Genomic DNA, 14,865 nt, shown 5'->3' on the forward strand with positions numbered 1-14,865 from the left:
CGATCAGGCCGTGTAGCTGCCGTGGCAGTGCTTGTACTTCTTGCCCGAGCCGCAGGGGCAGGGCTCGTTGCGGCCGACCCGGCCCCAGGTCGTGGCGTCGGAGGGGTCGCGCTCCAGGACGGCCGCGTCCGCCGAGAGCGCCTGCGCCGCGTAGCCGAGGGCGCCGCCGGCGCCGCCGTCGCTGCCCGTGCCGCGGCCCGTCATCGCCATCTCGTTCTCGCCCGTGACGGGATCGAGGTGCTGGGCGAACATCGGCGGCAGGGACGGGCTCTCGAGCCCGCCGAACGGGTTCGCGTCCTCGCCTTCGGGCTCTTGGTAGATGATCTCGACGCGCGAGAGCTGGGCGGTGACCTGCTCGCGCAGGGACGCCACGAGGCCGTTGAAGAGGTCGAAGGCCTCCGACTTGTACTCGTTGAGCGGGTCGCGCTGGGCGAAGCCGCGCCAGCCGATCACCTGCCGCAGGTGGTCGAGGGTGACGAGGTGCTCGCGCCAGAGATGGTCGAGGGTCTGCAGGAGCACCTGCTTCTCGATATAGGCCATCACGTCGGGTGTGTTCTTCTCGACGCGCTCGGCATAGGCCTCGTCGGCGGCCCGGCGCAGGCGCTCGCGCATCTCCTCGTCGGCGATGCCCTCCTCCCTGGCCCAGTCCTCGACCGGCGCGTCGAGGTTGAGCACGCCCGTCACGCGCTCGCGCAGGCCGGCCACGTCCCACTGCTCCGCGTAGGCGTTCTCGGGGATATGCACGGAGACGAGGTCGTCGACGACGCCGTGGCGCATCTCGTCGACGGTCTCGCGCACGCTCTCCTGGCCCATGAAGTCGCGGCGCTGCTCGAACACGACCTTGCGCTGGTCGTTCATGACGTTGTCGTACTTGAGCACGTTCTTGCGCATGTCGAAGTTGCGCGCCTCGACCTTCTGCTGCGCCTTCTCGATGGCCTTGTTGATCCAGGGATGGATGATGGCCTCGCCCTGCTCGAGGCCGAGCTTCTGCAGCATCCCGTCCATGCGGTCGGAGCCGAAGATGCGCATCAGGTCGTCCTGGAGCGACAGGTAGAACTTGGATCGCCCCGGATCGCCCTGGCGGCCGGAGCGGCCGCGCAGCTGGTTGTCGATGCGCCGCGATTCGTGGCGCTCGGTGCCGATGATGTAGAGGCCGCCGGGCAAAGCCTTCTTGCGGCCGGCCTCGGGGTCGGCCGGCTCGCCCGCCGCCAGCACCTTGGCGCGGTTCTCGTCGATCTCGGCTTTGATCGCCGCGATCTGCGCGTCGCGCTCCGGGCCCTCCGGCACGCCCGCGAGCTCCTTCTCGATGCGCATCTCCAGGTTGCCGCCGAGCTTGATGTCGGTGCCGCGCCCGGCCATGTTCGTGGCGATCGTGATGGCGCCGGGCACGCCCGCCTCGGCCACGATGTAGGCTTCCTGCTCGTGGAAGCGGGCGTTCAGCACCGCGAAGCGCTTCGTCACCCGGCCCTCGCGGGCGGCGGCGTAGACGTCGGTCAGCGCGTTCGGGTCGGAATAGTCGAGGGGCTTGTAGCCGGCTTTCTTGAGGAGCTCCGCCAGCACCTCCGACTTCTCGATCGAGCCCGTGCCGACGAGGATCGGCTGGTGGCGCTGGTGCGCCCGGTCGATCTCCTCGATGATGCCCTGGTACTTCTCCTCGACCGTCCGGTAGACCTGATCGTCCTCGTCGACGCGCTCGACCTCCCGGTTGGTCGGGATGTCGACCACCTCGAGCTTGTAGATCTCGGCGAACTCGTCGGCCTCCGTCGAGGCCGTGCCGGTCATGCCGGCGAGCTTCTTGTAGAGGCGGAAGTAGTTCTGGAAGGTGATCGAGGCGAGCGTCTGGTTCTCGGGCTGGATCGTGACCCGCTCCTTGGCCTCCAGGGCCTGGTGCAGGCCTTCCGAGTAGCGCCGGCCCTGCATCATGCGGCCGGTGAACTCGTCGATGATCACCACCTCGTCGCTCTTGACGATGTAGTCCTTGTCCCGGGTGAACAGGGTGTGGGCGCGCAGAGCCTGGTTCACGTGGTGGACGAGGGTGACGTTGTGGGCATCGTAGAGGTCGCCCTCCTTGAGGAGGCCGGCCTCCCGCATCGCCTCCTCGATGAACTCGTTGCCCTCTTCCGTCAGCGAGACGGTGCGCTGCTTCTCGTCGAGGTCGTAATGCTCGCGCACGAGCCGGGGCATGAGCGCGTCGACGGCGACGTAGAGCTCCGAGCGGTCGTCGACGGGCCCCGAGATGATCAGCGGCGTGCGGGCTTCGTCGATCAGGATCGAGTCGACCTCGTCGACGATGGCGTAGTTGTGCCCCCGCTGGCTCAGCTGGGACATCTCGTACTTCATGTTGTCGCGAAGATAATCGAAGCCGAACTCGTTGTTGGTGCCGTAGGTGATGTCGCAGGCGTAGGAGGCGCGGCGCTGCTCGTCGTCGAGCCCGTGCACGATGGTGCCGACCGACATGCCGAGGAAGCGGTAGACCCGGCCCATCCACTCGGCGTCGCGCGAGGCGAGGTAGTCGTTCACCGTGACGACGTGCACGCCCTTGCCCGAGAGCGCGTTGAGGTAGACGGGAAGCGTCGCCACGAGCGTCTTGCCCTCGCCGGTCTTCATCTCGGCGATGCCGCTCTCGTGCAGGACCATGCCGCCGATGAGCTGCACGTCGAAATGGCGCTGGCCCAGCACGCGCTTGGCGGCCTCGCGCACGGTCGCGAAGGCGGGGACCAGGATGTCGTCGAGGCTCTTGCCGGCGGCGAGCTCCGCCTTCAGCGCGTCGGTGCGGGCGCGAAGCTGCTCGTCCGTGAGCGCGGCGACCTCCGGTTCGAGGGCGTTGATCGCGGCGACGCGAGGACGGTAGCCCTTGACCCGACGGTCGTTGGACGAGCCGAAAATCTTCTTGGCGAGGGCACCGAGCATCGTGAACCTGCGGTCGAGCGAGCAGTCGAGGGCGAATTGGGCGGGCTTATAGAGGTAAATATCGGGGGGCGCATCTAAAAGAGGCCCGCCCGGACGCCGCCGCCGCAGGGGTGGGCGCGGGGGGTGGCATCGACCCGCGGGAACGGCCCGGCTGCTGTCCCGGTTCCTCACGATCGGGTGTCCCGAGCCGGGCGGATCGCGCCGCGAAGCTTGCGTTTGCGGCGCAGCCATTCCACCTGTGACGCCGATTCCCGCGGCCCCCGCGCCGTCACCGAAGCCCCGCACCGGAACGTCGCCGGCCACAGCTTGGCCCGGACGGGCGCGGGGCCGAACGCCCAAGGACGCCGATCCCATGCCGATGCCCTCCACCCTCCGGCGCGCCAGCGCCCTCGCGCTGATGCTCGCCCTGCCGGCGGGCGCCTGGGCGCAAGGCCCCGCGACGCCGCCCGGCAATCCCGCCGCGGCGGCCCCGGCCGCGCCCGAGACGGTCGTCGCCAAGGTGAACGGCGCCCCGATCACGCAAGGGGACCTGACCGTGGCCGCCGAGGATCCGGCCCTGTCGCTCCCGGGCGTCGACGACGCGCAGAAGCAGAAGCTCCTCGTCGACTACATGATCGACCTCAAGGTCGGCGCCCAGGCCGCCGAGGCGGCCAAGATCGCCGACACGCCGGACTTCAAGCGCAAGCTCGCCTATTTCCGCGACAAGCTCCTGCTCGACGAGTATCTCGAGCGCGAGGCCAGGAAGGCGGCGACCCCCGAGGCGGCCAAGGCCCTCTACGACCAGACCGTCAAGGCGATGAAGCCCGAGGAGGAGGTGCACGCCCGCCACATCCTCGTCGATAACGAGGCCGAGGCCAAGAAGATCGCCGAGCGCATCAAGGGCGGCGAGGATTTCGCCAAGGTCGCGGCCGAGGTCTCGAAGGACCCGGGCTCGAAGACCGAAGGGGGCGATCTCGGCTGGTTCAGCAAGGAGCGCATGGTGGCGCCCTTCGCCGAGGCCGCCTTCAGGCTGCCGGTCGGCCAGGTCTCCGACCCCGTCAAGACGCAGTTCGGCTGGCACGTCATCAAGGTCGAGGACAAGCGCGTGAAGCCGATCCCGAGCTTCGACGAGATGAAGGAGCAGGTCGACCAGTACCTGACCCGCAAGGCCCAGCAGGACCTGATCCTGAAGCTGCGCGAGGGCGCCAAGGTCGAGCGCACGGACGCCGCCCCGCCGGTCGCGCCGCCGCCCCCGGAGACGAAGAAGCCGTGAGGCGGCGGGCGCGCCGGCCGTCGGGGCCGCGCGCGCGCCGCGTTACCGGACCTCGGGCGTCAGGTAGGCGGAGTGCGAGGCCGGCGCCGGCTCGGCGCCGGTCAGCACGGTGAGTTCGGTCTTGCGCCGGTGCGCCATCAGGTCGAGGACGGCGAGGACGAGCCACGGTCCGCCGATTCCGATGAAGAAGGCCATCTGATCCCTCGCGCGAGCGGCCGCCTGCCCGGCCCTGACCGGGACATGATAGGACGGCGCGCCGCCTCCGCAAGCTGCAGCCAAGATCGCCGAGATCGCGGACATCGCCGAGGCCGGCGATCGCGCGGCCCCGATCGTCCGCCTCAGACCCAGCCCTGCAGCTCCCGCCGCACCACGTGCTCGATGACCCGCATGCCGAGGTCGGAATCGTTGAGGCAGGGGATATAGGCGAAGCGCTCGCCGCCGTTCTCCTCGAAATAATGGCGGTTCTCGCCGTCGAGCTCCTCCAGCGTCTCCAGGCAATCGGCCGTGAAGCCCGGCGCCACGATCGCCAGCCGCCTGACGCCGCTCCGGGCCAGCGCCTGCACGGTCTCGTCCGTGTAGGGCTTCAGCCATTCCTCGTTGCCGAAGCGGGACTGGAAGGTGACGCGCATCCTCTCGGGCGAGAAGCCGAGGGCCTCGCGGATGAGGCGGCCGGTCTTCACGCACTGGCAATGGTAGGGATCGCCCTTGAGCAGGTAGCTCTTCGGCACGCCGTGGAACGAGGTGAGGATCACCTCCGGCTCGAAGTCGAGCCCGGCCAGACCCTCGCGGATCGACTGGGCCATGGCCTCGATGTAGACGGGGTCGTCGTGGTAGGGCGGCGAGACCCGGACCGTCGGCTGCCAGCGCATCTGCATCAGCGCCTTGAAGGCCTGGTCGCAGGCGGTGGCCGAGGTCGCGGCGGCGTATTGCGGGTAGAGCGGCACCAGCAGGATGCGGTCGCAGCCCTGGTCGAGCAGCGCCTGGATGCGCAGGGTCACCTCCGGCTTGCCGTAGCGCATCGCCCAGTCGACCACGACCGAATCGCCCATCGCCGCCTGCAGCCGCTCGCACTGGCCCCGGGTGATGGTCTTGAGCGGGCCCTCGTCGCGCTCGTTGTTCCAGACGCTGGCGTAGTCGCGCCCCTTCGGACCGGGCCGCTTCGTCAGGATGACCAGATTGAGGAGCGGCCACCAGATCAGGCGCGGCACCTCGATGACGCGCCGGTCCGAGAGGAACTCCTTGAGATAGCGGCGCATCGGCCAGTAGCCCGTGCCCTCGGGCGTGCCGAGGTTCATGAGCAGCACGCCGACCCGGCCCCATCTCACCGGCGGGTGCTCGGCGGGCAGCGCCCCGCCCTGCGCGAACGCGTTGTCCGCCTGCACGGTCCGGCGGGTCTGCAGCGAGGCGGGTTCGACGCGTTCGTTCATCGGCTTCCGGCTCGACGGCCGCTTCCTGTCATCGTCGCCGGGGCTGCGGCGACGCCGGTTCCTGGATTCGTGCGGACCCGGCGCGCCTCGCGCCGCGGTTGTCCGCGCGGACATATCTATCTAGAGCACGGAACCGGCCAGCGAAGACACGACAGGACAGGGCGCGACATGCCGTCTCCCCGCTACTTCCTCAACCACTTCATGCCCTTCACCGGCTACCCCTACACGGGCGCGCCCACGGCCTGCAATCTGTGCGGCGGCCACGAGAGCGTGACGGTGGCCGAGACCGACCGGCGCCTGAAGACCCTGAGATCCATCGCCTGCGTCCAATGCGGCCTGATCCGAACCGACCCGATGCCGACGCCGGCCGAGCTCGCCGAGTACTACGCCCACGCCTACCGGGCCGATTACCAGCTCGCCTTCGCGGGCGGGCCACCCCGCCACCACCTGAACCGCTCGGCCCGCGAGGCCGCCTTCCGGGCAAACCTGCTCGCGCCGATGCTGCACCCGGGCGCGCGGCTCCTGGATTTCGGCTCCGGCTCCGGCGAGTTCCTGGCGGCGGCTCGGGCGCGGGGCTGCGAGGCGGTCGGCGTCGAGCCGGGGCGCGACTACGCGGCCTATGCGCGCGCGCATCACGGCGTCGAGGTTCTGGAGGATGCCGGCGACGACCGCTTCGAGCCCGGCACCTTCGACGTGATCACCACCCACCACGTGCTGGAGCACCTGCGCGACCCCGCCGACGTGATGGAGCGGCTCGCCCGCTGGCTGAAGCCCGACGGCGTGCTCTACGCGGCCGTGCCCAACATGGCGGCGACAGGCAAGCCGCCCCACGAGCGCTTCCACTTCGCCCATGTCCACGGCTTCGTGCGCGACACCCTCGACCTCACCGCCCGCCGCGCCGGGCTCGTGCCGCATGCCGATTACTGGCGCGAGGACACGACGGTGGTCTACCGCAAGGCGGCGGAGCCGGCCGGCGCCATCGCGGCGCCCGGCCTCGCCGAGCGCCTGGCCGCCGAGCTGAGGCCGATGCCGGCCGCTGCCTACCTCGCCTCCGGCGCCTGGATCTGGCCGATGGTCCGGCGCAACGCCAAGGCCGTGCGCGATACCTTCGCGCCGCGGTGAGGGCAGGCTCGGCCGTGACGTAGCGCCGTCACGGAGCGCGGCCTATCAAGGGCACGGTTCCGGAGACGCCTCGACCATGCCCCGCCCCAATCGCCGCCAGACCCTCGGCCTCGGCCTCGGCGCCGGGCTCGCCGCGGGCCTGCCGGCCGCGGCCGCCGAAGGGGCGCCCTCCGCTCCGGAGGCGACCTTCAGCCTGCTCCTCGTCAACGACGTCTACCAGATGAGCGAGGTCGACGGCCGGGGCGGCTTCGCGCGGCTCAACGCCGTCGTGAAGGCCGAGCGGGCGCGCGGCGTGCCGATGCTCTACGCGCATGCGGGCGACACCCTCTCGCCCTCGCTGATGTCGGGCATCGACCGCGGCGCCCACATCGTCGAGCTCCTCGGCCTCGCGCCGCCGGATGTGTTCGTGCCGGGAAACCACGAGTTCGATTTCGGGCCGGCCGTGTTCCTGCAGCGGATGGCCGAGGCGGCCTTCCCGGTCCTCGCGGCGAACCTCCGGGACGCGGAGGGCCGGCCGCTCGAGGGCGTGCAGGACCGGACCGTCGTGAATCGCGGCGGCATCCGGATCGGCGTCGTCGGCATCGCGCTCGCGAGCACGCCGGAGAAGTCGCAGAGCGGCGATCTCCGCTTCGGCCCCGAGATGGAGACGCTCGCCGACCAGGTGGAGCAGCTCCGCCGCGAGGGGGTGGACCTCGTCGTCGGGATCGCCCACACGGCGCGGCCGACCGACCGGGCGATTCTGGCGGCGGGCCTCGTCGACATCCTCCTCTCGGGCCACGACCACGACCTCCTCGTCCATTACGATGGGCAGCGGGTGCTGGCGGAATCGAGCGTCGACGCCCACTACGTCACCGCGATCGACGTCACCGTCACGGTGACCGGGGAGGGGCAGAGCCGGCGCGTGGCCTGGCGCCCCCGCTTCCGCATCCACGACACCGCCGCCGTGACGCCGGATCCCGAGACGCTGGCGCTCGTGAACCGCCTCGAGGGGGAACTCGCGCGCGAGCTCGATGCCCCGCTCGGCGCGACGCGCACCGCCCTCGACAGCCGCGTCGCCACCGTGCGGGCGCGCGAATCGAGCTTCGGAGGCCTCGTGGCCGACGCCCTGCGCGCCGCCACGGGCGCCGAGGCCGCGATCATGAACGGCGGCGGCATCCGCGGAAACCGCCTCTACCCGGCCGGCAGCGTCCTGACGCGGCGGGACATCCTGACGGAACTCCCTTTCGGCAACACCACCGGGCTCGTCGCGATCTCGGGCGCGCAGTTGCGCGCCGCGATCGAGAACGGGCTCTCTGATTTCGGCCGCCCCGCCGGCCGGATGCTGCAGGTCTCCGGGCTGACCGTGACCCTCGACCCGGCGGCACCGCAGGGCGCCCGGGTCGTCTCGGTCCTGGTGGGCGGGGAGCCCCTCGAGGCGGACCGCACCTACCGCGTCGCCTCGAACAGCTTCCTGTACGACGGGGGCAACGGCTACGGCGCCCTCGCGGAGGGGCGCACGCTCATCGGCGCCGCCGACGGCAAGCTCGTCGCCAACGAGGTGATGGCCTACATCCGGGCGCATGCCCCCCTCGACGTCGCGTCCGGGCAGCGCATCCGGGTCCGCTGATGACAGACACGCCCGTCGCCGCGGCGCTCGCGCGCTTCTGCGCCTCCGGCTCCCCGTGGGCCGAGCTCCCCTTCTTCACGGACGGCAGCGCCGAGCGCGTCGCGGCGCGCGTCGACGCCCGCATCGCGGCGGGTGCGCGCGTCCTGCCGGACCCCGAGAACATCTTCCGGGCGCTCAGCCTGACGCCGCCGGATTCCGTCAAGGTCGTGATCCTCGGACAGGACCCCTACCCGACGCCCGGCGACGCCAACGGGCTCGCCTTCTCCTACGTGGGGACGGGCCGCCTGCCGGCCTCGCTCAAGGTGATCCTGGCGGAGGTGGCGCCGGGCCGGCCGGGCAGCGGCGACCTTACCCCCTGGGCGCGCCAGGGCGTGCTCCTCCTCAACAGCGCGCTGACCGTGGAGGCGGGCCAGGCGGGAGCCCATCTGCGCTACGGCTGGGCGCGGCTCACCGACGAGGCGGTGGCGGCGGTGTCCGCCCGGCCCGAACCCGCCGTGTTCCTGCTCTGGGGCGCGCAGGCCCGGGCGCGGGCCGCCCTGATCGATACCGGCCGGCACTGCGTGATCGAGAGCGGCCACCCGTCTCCGCTGAACCGCGCCCGCGACTTCCCGGGCTCGGCCCCCTTCGGACGGGCGAATGCATGGTTGGAGGCGCGCGGCCTCGCGCCGGTCGAGTGGCGGCTCTAGATCATGCCGCGTTCTGACCGATTCGGTCAGAACGCAGAAGAACGGCGTCCGCTCGATCAAAGCGGACGCGGCGTCATACCTTCACCGCTCGATCCCTTCGGTTCGGCGTCGACCGTCCCGCCCTCGCCCTCATCCTGAGGCGCCGCAGCGCAGCGGAGGCCTCGAAGGAGGGATCCAGGGAGCGCAGGGGCCGCTAGATCCCTCCTTCGAGGCCGCTGACGCGGTGCCTCAGGATGAGGGCGAGGACAGGAATCCTCACCCACGCCGAGGATCGCGCGGATCCGGTATCAGTCCTCGTCGTCGCCCGCGTACATCCGCTCGGCCATGCCCTCCTCCAGCATCAGCCGGGCGCGGGCACGCAGCTTCTCGGTCTCGCTCTTGAGCTGGCCGCAGGCCGCCAGGATGTCGCGGCCGCGCGGGGTGCGCACGGGCGAGGCGTAGCCGGCGTTGAACACGATCTCGGAGAAACGCTCGATCCGGTCCCAGTCGGAGCATTCGTAGCGGCTGCCGGGCCAGGGGTTGAACGGGATCAGGTTGATCTTGGCCGGGATGCCCTTGAGGAGGCGCACCAGCTCGCGCGCGTCGGCATCCGTATCGTTGACGCCTTTGAGCATCACGTACTCGAAGGTGATGCGGCGGGCGTTGTTCAGGCCCGGGTAGCGGCGGCAGGCGTCGAGCAGCGCCGCGATCGGGTATCTGCGGTTGAGCGGCACCAGCTCGTCGCGCAGCTCGTCCCGGACCGCGTGCAGCGAGATCGCGAGCATCGCGTGCGCCTCCTCGCCGAGGCGCTGCATCTGCGGCACCACGCCGGAGGTCGAGACCGTGATGCGGCGGCGCGACAGGCCGAGGCCTTCCTGGTCCGACATCACGCCGACCGCGTCGATCACGTTGTCGAGGTTGTAGAGGGGCTCGCCCATGCCCATGAAGACGATGTTGGTGACGAGGCGCCCCGCCTCGCCGGTGCCGGTCGCGTCCCGCGAGGGCATCTGGCCGATCCAGTCGCCGAGCTCGTCGCGCGCCACGACAAGCTGCGACGTGATCTCGGCGGCCGAGAGGTTGCGCACGAGGCGCTGCGTGCCCGTGTGGCAGAACGAGCAGGTGAGCGTGCAGCCGACCTGGGAGGAGACGCAGAGCGTGCCCCGGTCCGGGCCGGGGATGTAGACGCACTCGATCTCCGCGCCCCGGTTGTGGTCGTGGGCGCCGGTCGGCGCCATCCTGAGCAGCCACTTGCGGGTGCCGTCGCGGGAGACCTGCTGGCTCACCACCTCAGGCCGGTCGAGCGTGTAGTGCTGGGCGAGCAGCGCCTTCAGGCCCTTGCCGACATTCGTCATCGCCTCGAAGTCGCGCGCGCCGCGCACGTTGAGCCAGTGCCAGATCTGGCCCGAGCGCATGCGGCTCTCGCGCTCCGGCACGCCGGCCGCGAGGAGCCGCGCCTTCAGGTCGGCGCGGGTGAGCCCGACGAGCGAGCTGCGCCGGCCCGGCAGCGGGCTCGCCGCCTCGGGCCGGAACTCCGGCGTCTTCTCGATTGCGGGAACGGCGCTGCCTTCGCGCCGGGCGGTGTCGAACGACGCCGTCGCCATGATCGTCTCGGGCCTTCGGAGAGGGAATTTGGAGGGGATATAGGCGATCCGCGGCCGAAACGCGAACCGTGGCCGGGAGATTCGGTATCGCCCGGGCCTTCAGGCCGGCGCGCCGAGCGCCTCGCACCGGATGGCGGCGTAGTCGGCGCGCGCCAGCCGCTCGGCCAGCGCCGGAAGGAACAGGCCGGCCTCCTCGGCGAGCCGCCAAGGCGGGTTCACCACCACGAGGCCGGTCCCCGCGAGGCGAGCCGGATCCGGCCGGTCGATCAGCAGGTCGAGGCGCAGGGCCGGCCGCTTCAGGGCGCGGTCGAGATCCGCGACCATGCGGTCGACGGCGGCGAGGTCCTTGACCGGGTACCAGGCGAGGAAGATGCCGGTCGGCCATTTCGCGACCGCCCTGGCGAGGCGCGTGCCGAGGCGCTCGATCTCGCCCGGGACCTCGTAGGGCGGGTCGATCAGCACGAGGCCGCGGCGCTCGGGCGGCGGGATCAGGCTGCTGAGCGCGGTCCAGCCGTCGAGATGCAGCACCTTGGTGCGCGGGTCCGCGTTGTAGCGCGCCCGCAGCGATGCGGCGTCGGCCGGGTGCAGCTCGACGAAGACGCCCTGGTCGCCCGGGCGCAGGGCCTCGCGGATGAGCGCGGGCGAGCCGGGATAGACGCTCGCGCCGTGCCGTGCCCGCACGGACGCCACCGCCGCCCGGTAGGGCGCCAGCAGCGCCTCGATCTCCCCCGGAAAGGGCTCGTCGAGGCGGCCCCATCCGCCCTCCCACTCGCCCGTGCGCCCGGCCTCGTCGCCGGCGAGATCGTAGAAGCCGAGGCCCGCGAAGGCGTCGATGGCGCGGAAGGGCGCCGGCTTCAGGCCGAGATGCGCGAGCACCCGGGCCAGCACGAGGTGTTTCAGGACATCCGCGAAATTGCCCGCATGGAAAGCGTGCCGGTAGTTCATGGTTTGGCAATCAAGGCAGGCGGGCCGCCCATGTCCAGGGGCCTCGGCCCGACCGGGGCAAAAAAGTCAGCGGGCGGCGTCGATGGCGATCTCGGGCGCGCGGCAATTCCGGCGCGCCAATTCGGGGCAGGGCGTGAAGCCGCGCAGATCCTTCGCGAAGCAGATGCGCACCTCCTGCAGCTGACCGCGCGCGCAGGTCACCGACATCATGTCCGGGCGCAGGCCCCTGTTGGCGAGCACGAAGGCGCGGGCGATCTCGACCGGCGCGGCGCGTCGGGCCGCCCCTGGCCCCTTGAAATCGTCGGGGATCGTCACCGCCGCACGGGCCTCACGCGCGGAACGGAAATACGAGGTCGGATCGAGGCCCGAGCAGGTACCGTGCTTGCGCCACTCGTACCGCGCGAGCCCCTCGCTCGGATAGACCTCGCCGGCGACATCCATGGCCTGCCGGGTGGGCGCGCGCTCGACCGCCGAGCAGTTCGACGGGTAACCCCGCTCGTATTGCGGCCAGAGCCCGTGCACCACGAATCCGAGGCCGCGGCCCGGCGCGCATTGCCGCTCGTCGCGGCGGGCGCCGGCCGCCTCGCAGTAGGTCGGCGACCAGGACAGCGACAGCACGTAGAAATCGAAGGCGCCGGGCGTGCCGCCGCGCCCGAACCCGCCGTCATCCTGGGCCCGCGCGCCAGGGGCGGCGACGGCGGCCGCCAGCAGCGCGAGGCCGACCCCTAGCCGTCCCATGCCCCACCGTGCCGTCTGCTTCATCACCACCCCCGAGGCAGAAGCGAAACCGGTGCTGAACCTTACGGGCGCGCCATCCGGCAGGCCGTGGAATAGGCGTAGGCGAGGTTGCGGTCGAGGCCGTGGACGCAGAACTCGACGCCCCAGGTGGCGCCGATGATGCCGAGGCTCTCGCGCACCGAGTAGTCGACCTTGCGGCGCACGCCGTCCGAGGTGGTGGCGGTCGCCGTGCAGAACCGGCGGGGGTAGTAATCGAGGCCCCAGGGTCGCCAGGCCGTGCGCTCGATATGGTCGTAGGAGACGATCGTCAGCGACGAGTTCCAGAACTTCGCCTCCTTCTCGGCGAACTGGGTCGCGACCTTCTCAAGCACGTCCGCGTCCTGGCAGCCCGGGATGTCCGCGTCGAAGGGGAAGATCCGCTCCTCCGAGGGCTGGATCTCCTCCCGCGCCGACCGGGCCAGGGCGGGCTGCAGCGCGCTCGCCAGGAGAAGTCCGATGCTCAAGGCGGCGAGGGGGGCGTTCGGGCGCATGCCGGCGTCTTCCGCTGGAATTCCTGATCGGCCGACGATGGCCCGTGACCCGGCGGAGTCAAGCTGGCGGAGGCGCCACGCTGCGCTTTCGGAGCCGGGTGGGGTGTGCAGGGCACACCCCGGCGGTCAGTAGATCGGCCCCGGCGCGAGTCCAGGCGCGGAGAGCGAGAGGGGTTCCTCGAAGCCCGGCGCCGGCTCCTCGTAGGCCGGCGCGGCGGCGAGGCGCGGGGCGGGCGGGCGCGCCGGGTAGGAGCGCGAGGGCGGGGCGGAGGCGTAGGCCGCGGGCGGCTGGATCGGTGCGGCGCGTGCAATCCGCGCGGGCGTCTCGCGGGCCGACATCGGGGTCAGGCCGTAGGGATCGTCCTCCTCGACGTCGATCGGGGCCTGGGGCGGGGCCGGCTGGCGCGCGGGCGGGCGCGGATAGGAGGAGCGGGCGCCCTCCGCGCCGAGCTGGGGCTGGAACTTGATCAGCGGCTGGCAGATGCGCTTGAGGCCGCGCGGGTCGTGGCGGGCGAGGTCGACGTGGATATGGTCGTAGTGGAACACGTTCGAGCCCGGCGCCAACACCGTGGTGAAGCGCTGACAGGCCCCCAGGAACACCTCGCGCAGGAAGCCCTGCTCGGCCTCGGTGCCGCGCCAGCCGCCCTTGACGGTGATGACGGAACCGTCGGCGAGCTTGAAGGACATGACGTCGACAGCGTTGCCGAAGGAATGCTCCGAGAGCTTGGCCCCGGCCTGGTTGTTGCGGCCGCGGCAGGCGTAGGAGCCCGCGTTGATCTCCGCCACGGGCTGCCCGAAATACAACTCGGCGGCGGGCTGGATGGTCTCGGCGAGCCAGGCCTCGGCCTCGGCGAGCGCCGGGCAGGCCAGCGTCATGCGCTGCTTGAGGGCCACCGTGCCGTTGCCGAGCCGCGTGACCCGGAAGGGCTGCTGCATGCCGCAGGGGCCCGGCCCGTCGATCTCTTTGGCGAGGCTCATGAACTCAGTGGGCTGCACGAGCTTCTTCGAGAGGCAGATCTGCTCCGCCTGGTCGCGCCAGGGCTCCCGGCGCTCGAACCTGTTGAGCGCACAGCCGGTGAGCCCCGCGCCGAACAGCGCCAGGGCGGAGAACGCAATTACGCCACGCCACATGGCGCGTAGGATGCGCGCGGTTGTGTGAAGGGATCGTCAACGCTGGCGGCGGCTGCGTACCGGATCAGACATGTATCGGATCAGACATGGACCGGCCCGTCCTCGCCCGCGCGGTCGCGCCGGTAGGAGCGCAGCGTGGCGGCGAGGATCCAGAGATAGAAGGCGGCGACGCACCCCAGCACCAGCGCGCCGGGCAGCGGCCCCAGCGCAGCGTTCGACAGGATGTCGGCCGGGCCGTGCACGAACTCGGCCCCGCCCGAGCCCGGCTGGAGCTTGGCCGAGGTGATCTTGAGGACCCAGGCGAGCAGCAGAATCATGAACATCCAGCAATAGTTACGCCGCAGCCGACGCGACACCGCATCGCCCAGGGCGATGCGGAAGACGGGCTGGCGCAGGTCCTGCCCGAGCTCTCCCGTCCAGGCGGCCGGGGCGCCCGGGCGCGGCGCGAACACCTCCGCGTAATAGTGCCGCTCGAGCCGCCGCACGCGTGCCCGGTAGACGTCAAAGAAGCGGTAGCGGCGGGCCTCGATGGCGAGCAGCAGCATCACGAGGAGCATCGCGAAGAGCAGGACGCCGTGATGGGCGGAGGGCGTCGAGAGCGAGACCGACAGCATCGCGGCGATCACGGTGATCGCCCAGTTGGTGGTGCGGTCGATGCGGTCGCGCCAGCCGGCCATGCGGCTGATCTCGGCCCGGTGGTAATGGGCGAGCACCGTGATGATCTCGCCGGGGCTGCGCGGCAGCGGCACCGACGCGGGCTCGCCGGCCTCCGGCGGCGGCACGTGCTCCATCGTCTCCTCCCTGGCCGGTCCGGGAACCGGGCGCCCATCATGGACCGGTCGGGCCTATATCGACAGTTGCATTTCGCGGCCCGCTCGAATCGGGACAATTCATGAACGTCCGGCACGCTGGCCGGACCGGGCCGCGCCCCGAGTTGA

The 14,865-nt window shown here is 71.3% G+C and carries 13 protein-coding genes; 4 read left to right on the forward strand and 9 right to left on the reverse strand.

Annotated features, from left to right (window positions below; translation table 11 throughout):
- Positions 1-3: 3 nt before the first annotated feature.
- A complete protein-coding gene (secA, locus tag WDW90_RS03100; RefSeq protein WP_336485800.1) occupies positions 4-2,910 on the reverse strand; it encodes a preprotein translocase subunit SecA in 2,907 nt (968 codons plus the stop codon).
- 352 nt (positions 2,911-3,262) lie between these two features.
- Between secA and WDW90_RS03105 the strand changes: the two genes are divergently transcribed.
- Positions 3,263-4,162, forward strand: coding sequence for a peptidylprolyl isomerase (locus WDW90_RS03105; protein ID WP_336485801.1), 900 nt, complete (start codon positions 3,263-3,265; stop codon positions 4,160-4,162).
- 42 nt (positions 4,163-4,204) lie between these two features.
- Here the strand turns inward: WDW90_RS03105 and WDW90_RS03110 are convergent, their stop codons facing one another.
- Both WDW90_RS03110 and hemH read right to left on the reverse strand, forming a co-directional pair.
- Positions 4,205-4,357, reverse strand: coding sequence for a hypothetical protein (locus WDW90_RS03110; protein WP_336485802.1), 153 nt, complete (start codon positions 4,355-4,357; stop codon positions 4,205-4,207).
- A gap of 143 nt (positions 4,358-4,500) precedes the next feature.
- Positions 4,501-5,589 carry a ferrochelatase gene (hemH, locus tag WDW90_RS03115; protein WP_336485803.1) on the reverse strand — a complete coding sequence of 363 codons (1,089 nt, stop codon included), beginning with the start codon at positions 5,587-5,589 and terminating at the stop codon, positions 4,501-4,503.
- Between the two features lie 168 nt (positions 5,590-5,757).
- Between hemH and WDW90_RS03120 the strand changes: the two genes are divergently transcribed.
- The 3 genes from WDW90_RS03120 (at position 5,758) to WDW90_RS03130 (ending at position 9,003) form a co-directional block, all read left to right on the forward strand.
- Positions 5,758-6,711 carry a class I SAM-dependent methyltransferase gene (locus tag WDW90_RS03120; protein WP_336485804.1) on the forward strand — a complete coding sequence of 318 codons (954 nt, stop codon included), beginning with the start codon at positions 5,758-5,760 and terminating at the stop codon, positions 6,709-6,711.
- Positions 6,712-6,787: 76 nt separating this feature from the next.
- Complete coding sequence (locus tag WDW90_RS03125; protein WP_336485805.1) at positions 6,788-8,317, forward strand: bifunctional metallophosphatase/5'-nucleotidase; 1,530 nt, start codon at positions 6,788-6,790, stop codon at positions 8,315-8,317.
- Positions 8,317-9,003 (forward strand): uracil-DNA glycosylase, encoded by a 687-nt coding sequence (locus WDW90_RS03130; protein WP_336485806.1) that lies wholly within the window; start codon positions 8,317-8,319, stop codon positions 9,001-9,003. Before WDW90_RS03125 ends, WDW90_RS03130 begins: the two co-directional genes overlap by 1 nt.
- A gap of 287 nt (positions 9,004-9,290) precedes the next feature.
- Here the strand turns inward: WDW90_RS03130 and rlmN are convergent, their stop codons facing one another.
- The 6 genes from rlmN to WDW90_RS03160 all read right to left on the reverse strand — a co-directional run bounded on the left by rlmN (position 9,291) and on the right by WDW90_RS03160 (position 14,718).
- The gene (gene rlmN, locus WDW90_RS03135; RefSeq protein ID WP_336485807.1) at positions 9,291-10,583 is read right to left on the reverse strand and encodes a dual-specificity RNA methyltransferase RlmN; all 1,293 of its coding nucleotides are present in this window, start codon (positions 10,581-10,583) and stop codon (positions 9,291-9,293) included.
- Between the two features lie 99 nt (positions 10,584-10,682).
- A complete protein-coding gene (locus WDW90_RS03140; protein WP_336485808.1) occupies positions 10,683-11,528 on the reverse strand; it encodes a 23S rRNA (adenine(2030)-N(6))-methyltransferase RlmJ in 846 nt (281 codons plus the stop codon).
- A gap of 66 nt (positions 11,529-11,594) precedes the next feature.
- A complete protein-coding gene (locus WDW90_RS03145; RefSeq protein WP_336485990.1) occupies positions 11,595-12,266 on the reverse strand; it encodes a ribonuclease T2 family protein in 672 nt (223 codons plus the stop codon).
- A 62-nt stretch (positions 12,267-12,328) separates the two neighbouring features.
- Positions 12,329-12,796: a hypothetical protein gene (locus WDW90_RS03150; protein WP_336485809.1), complete on the reverse strand. Its 468-nt coding sequence runs from the start codon at positions 12,794-12,796 to the stop codon at positions 12,329-12,331.
- Positions 12,797-12,922: 126 nt separating this feature from the next.
- The gene (locus WDW90_RS03155; protein WP_336485810.1) at positions 12,923-13,927 is read right to left on the reverse strand and encodes an extensin-like domain-containing protein; all 1,005 of its coding nucleotides are present in this window, start codon (positions 13,925-13,927) and stop codon (positions 12,923-12,925) included.
- 80 nt (positions 13,928-14,007) lie between these two features.
- A complete protein-coding gene (locus WDW90_RS03160) occupies positions 14,008-14,718 on the reverse strand; it encodes a DUF2270 domain-containing protein (RefSeq protein ID WP_336485811.1) in 711 nt (236 codons plus the stop codon).
- Positions 14,719-14,865 lie beyond the last annotated feature (147 nt).

This window comes from Methylobacterium nigriterrae (assembly GCF_037106235.1).
In the GTDB taxonomy this organism is placed as follows: Bacteria; Pseudomonadota; Alphaproteobacteria; order Rhizobiales; family Beijerinckiaceae; genus Methylobacterium; species Methylobacterium nigriterrae.

Excerpts from the sequence above, each read along its gene's own strand:
- secA (WP_336485800.1), bottom strand. The coding sequence starts at position 2,910 with ATGCTCGGTGCCCTCGCCAAGAAGATTTTCGGCTCGTCCAACGACCGT.
- WDW90_RS03105 (WP_336485801.1), top strand. The coding sequence starts at position 3,263 with ATGCCGATGCCCTCCACCCTCCGGCGCGCCAGCGCCCTCGCGCTGATG.
- WDW90_RS03110 (WP_336485802.1), bottom strand. The coding sequence starts at position 4,357 with ATGGCCTTCTTCATCGGAATCGGCGGACCGTGGCTCGTCCTCGCCGTC.
- hemH (WP_336485803.1), bottom strand. The coding sequence starts at position 5,589 with ATGAACGAACGCGTCGAACCCGCCTCGCTGCAGACCCGCCGGACCGTG.
- WDW90_RS03120 (WP_336485804.1), top strand. The coding sequence starts at position 5,758 with ATGCCGTCTCCCCGCTACTTCCTCAACCACTTCATGCCCTTCACCGGC.
- WDW90_RS03125 (WP_336485805.1), top strand. The coding sequence starts at position 6,788 with ATGCCCCGCCCCAATCGCCGCCAGACCCTCGGCCTCGGCCTCGGCGCC.
- WDW90_RS03130 (WP_336485806.1), top strand. The coding sequence starts at position 8,317 with ATGACAGACACGCCCGTCGCCGCGGCGCTCGCGCGCTTCTGCGCCTCC.
- rlmN (WP_336485807.1), bottom strand. The coding sequence starts at position 10,583 with ATGGCGACGGCGTCGTTCGACACCGCCCGGCGCGAAGGCAGCGCCGTT.
- WDW90_RS03140 (WP_336485808.1), bottom strand. The coding sequence starts at position 11,528 with ATGAACTACCGGCACGCTTTCCATGCGGGCAATTTCGCGGATGTCCTG.
- WDW90_RS03145 (WP_336485990.1), bottom strand. The coding sequence starts at position 12,266 with ATGGGACGGCTAGGGGTCGGCCTCGCGCTGCTGGCGGCCGCCGTCGCC.
- WDW90_RS03150 (WP_336485809.1), bottom strand. The coding sequence starts at position 12,796 with ATGCGCCCGAACGCCCCCCTCGCCGCCTTGAGCATCGGACTTCTCCTG.
- WDW90_RS03155 (WP_336485810.1), bottom strand. The coding sequence starts at position 13,927 with ATGTGGCGTGGCGTAATTGCGTTCTCCGCCCTGGCGCTGTTCGGCGCG.
- WDW90_RS03160 (WP_336485811.1), bottom strand. The coding sequence starts at position 14,718 with ATGGAGCACGTGCCGCCGCCGGAGGCCGGCGAGCCCGCGTCGGTGCCG.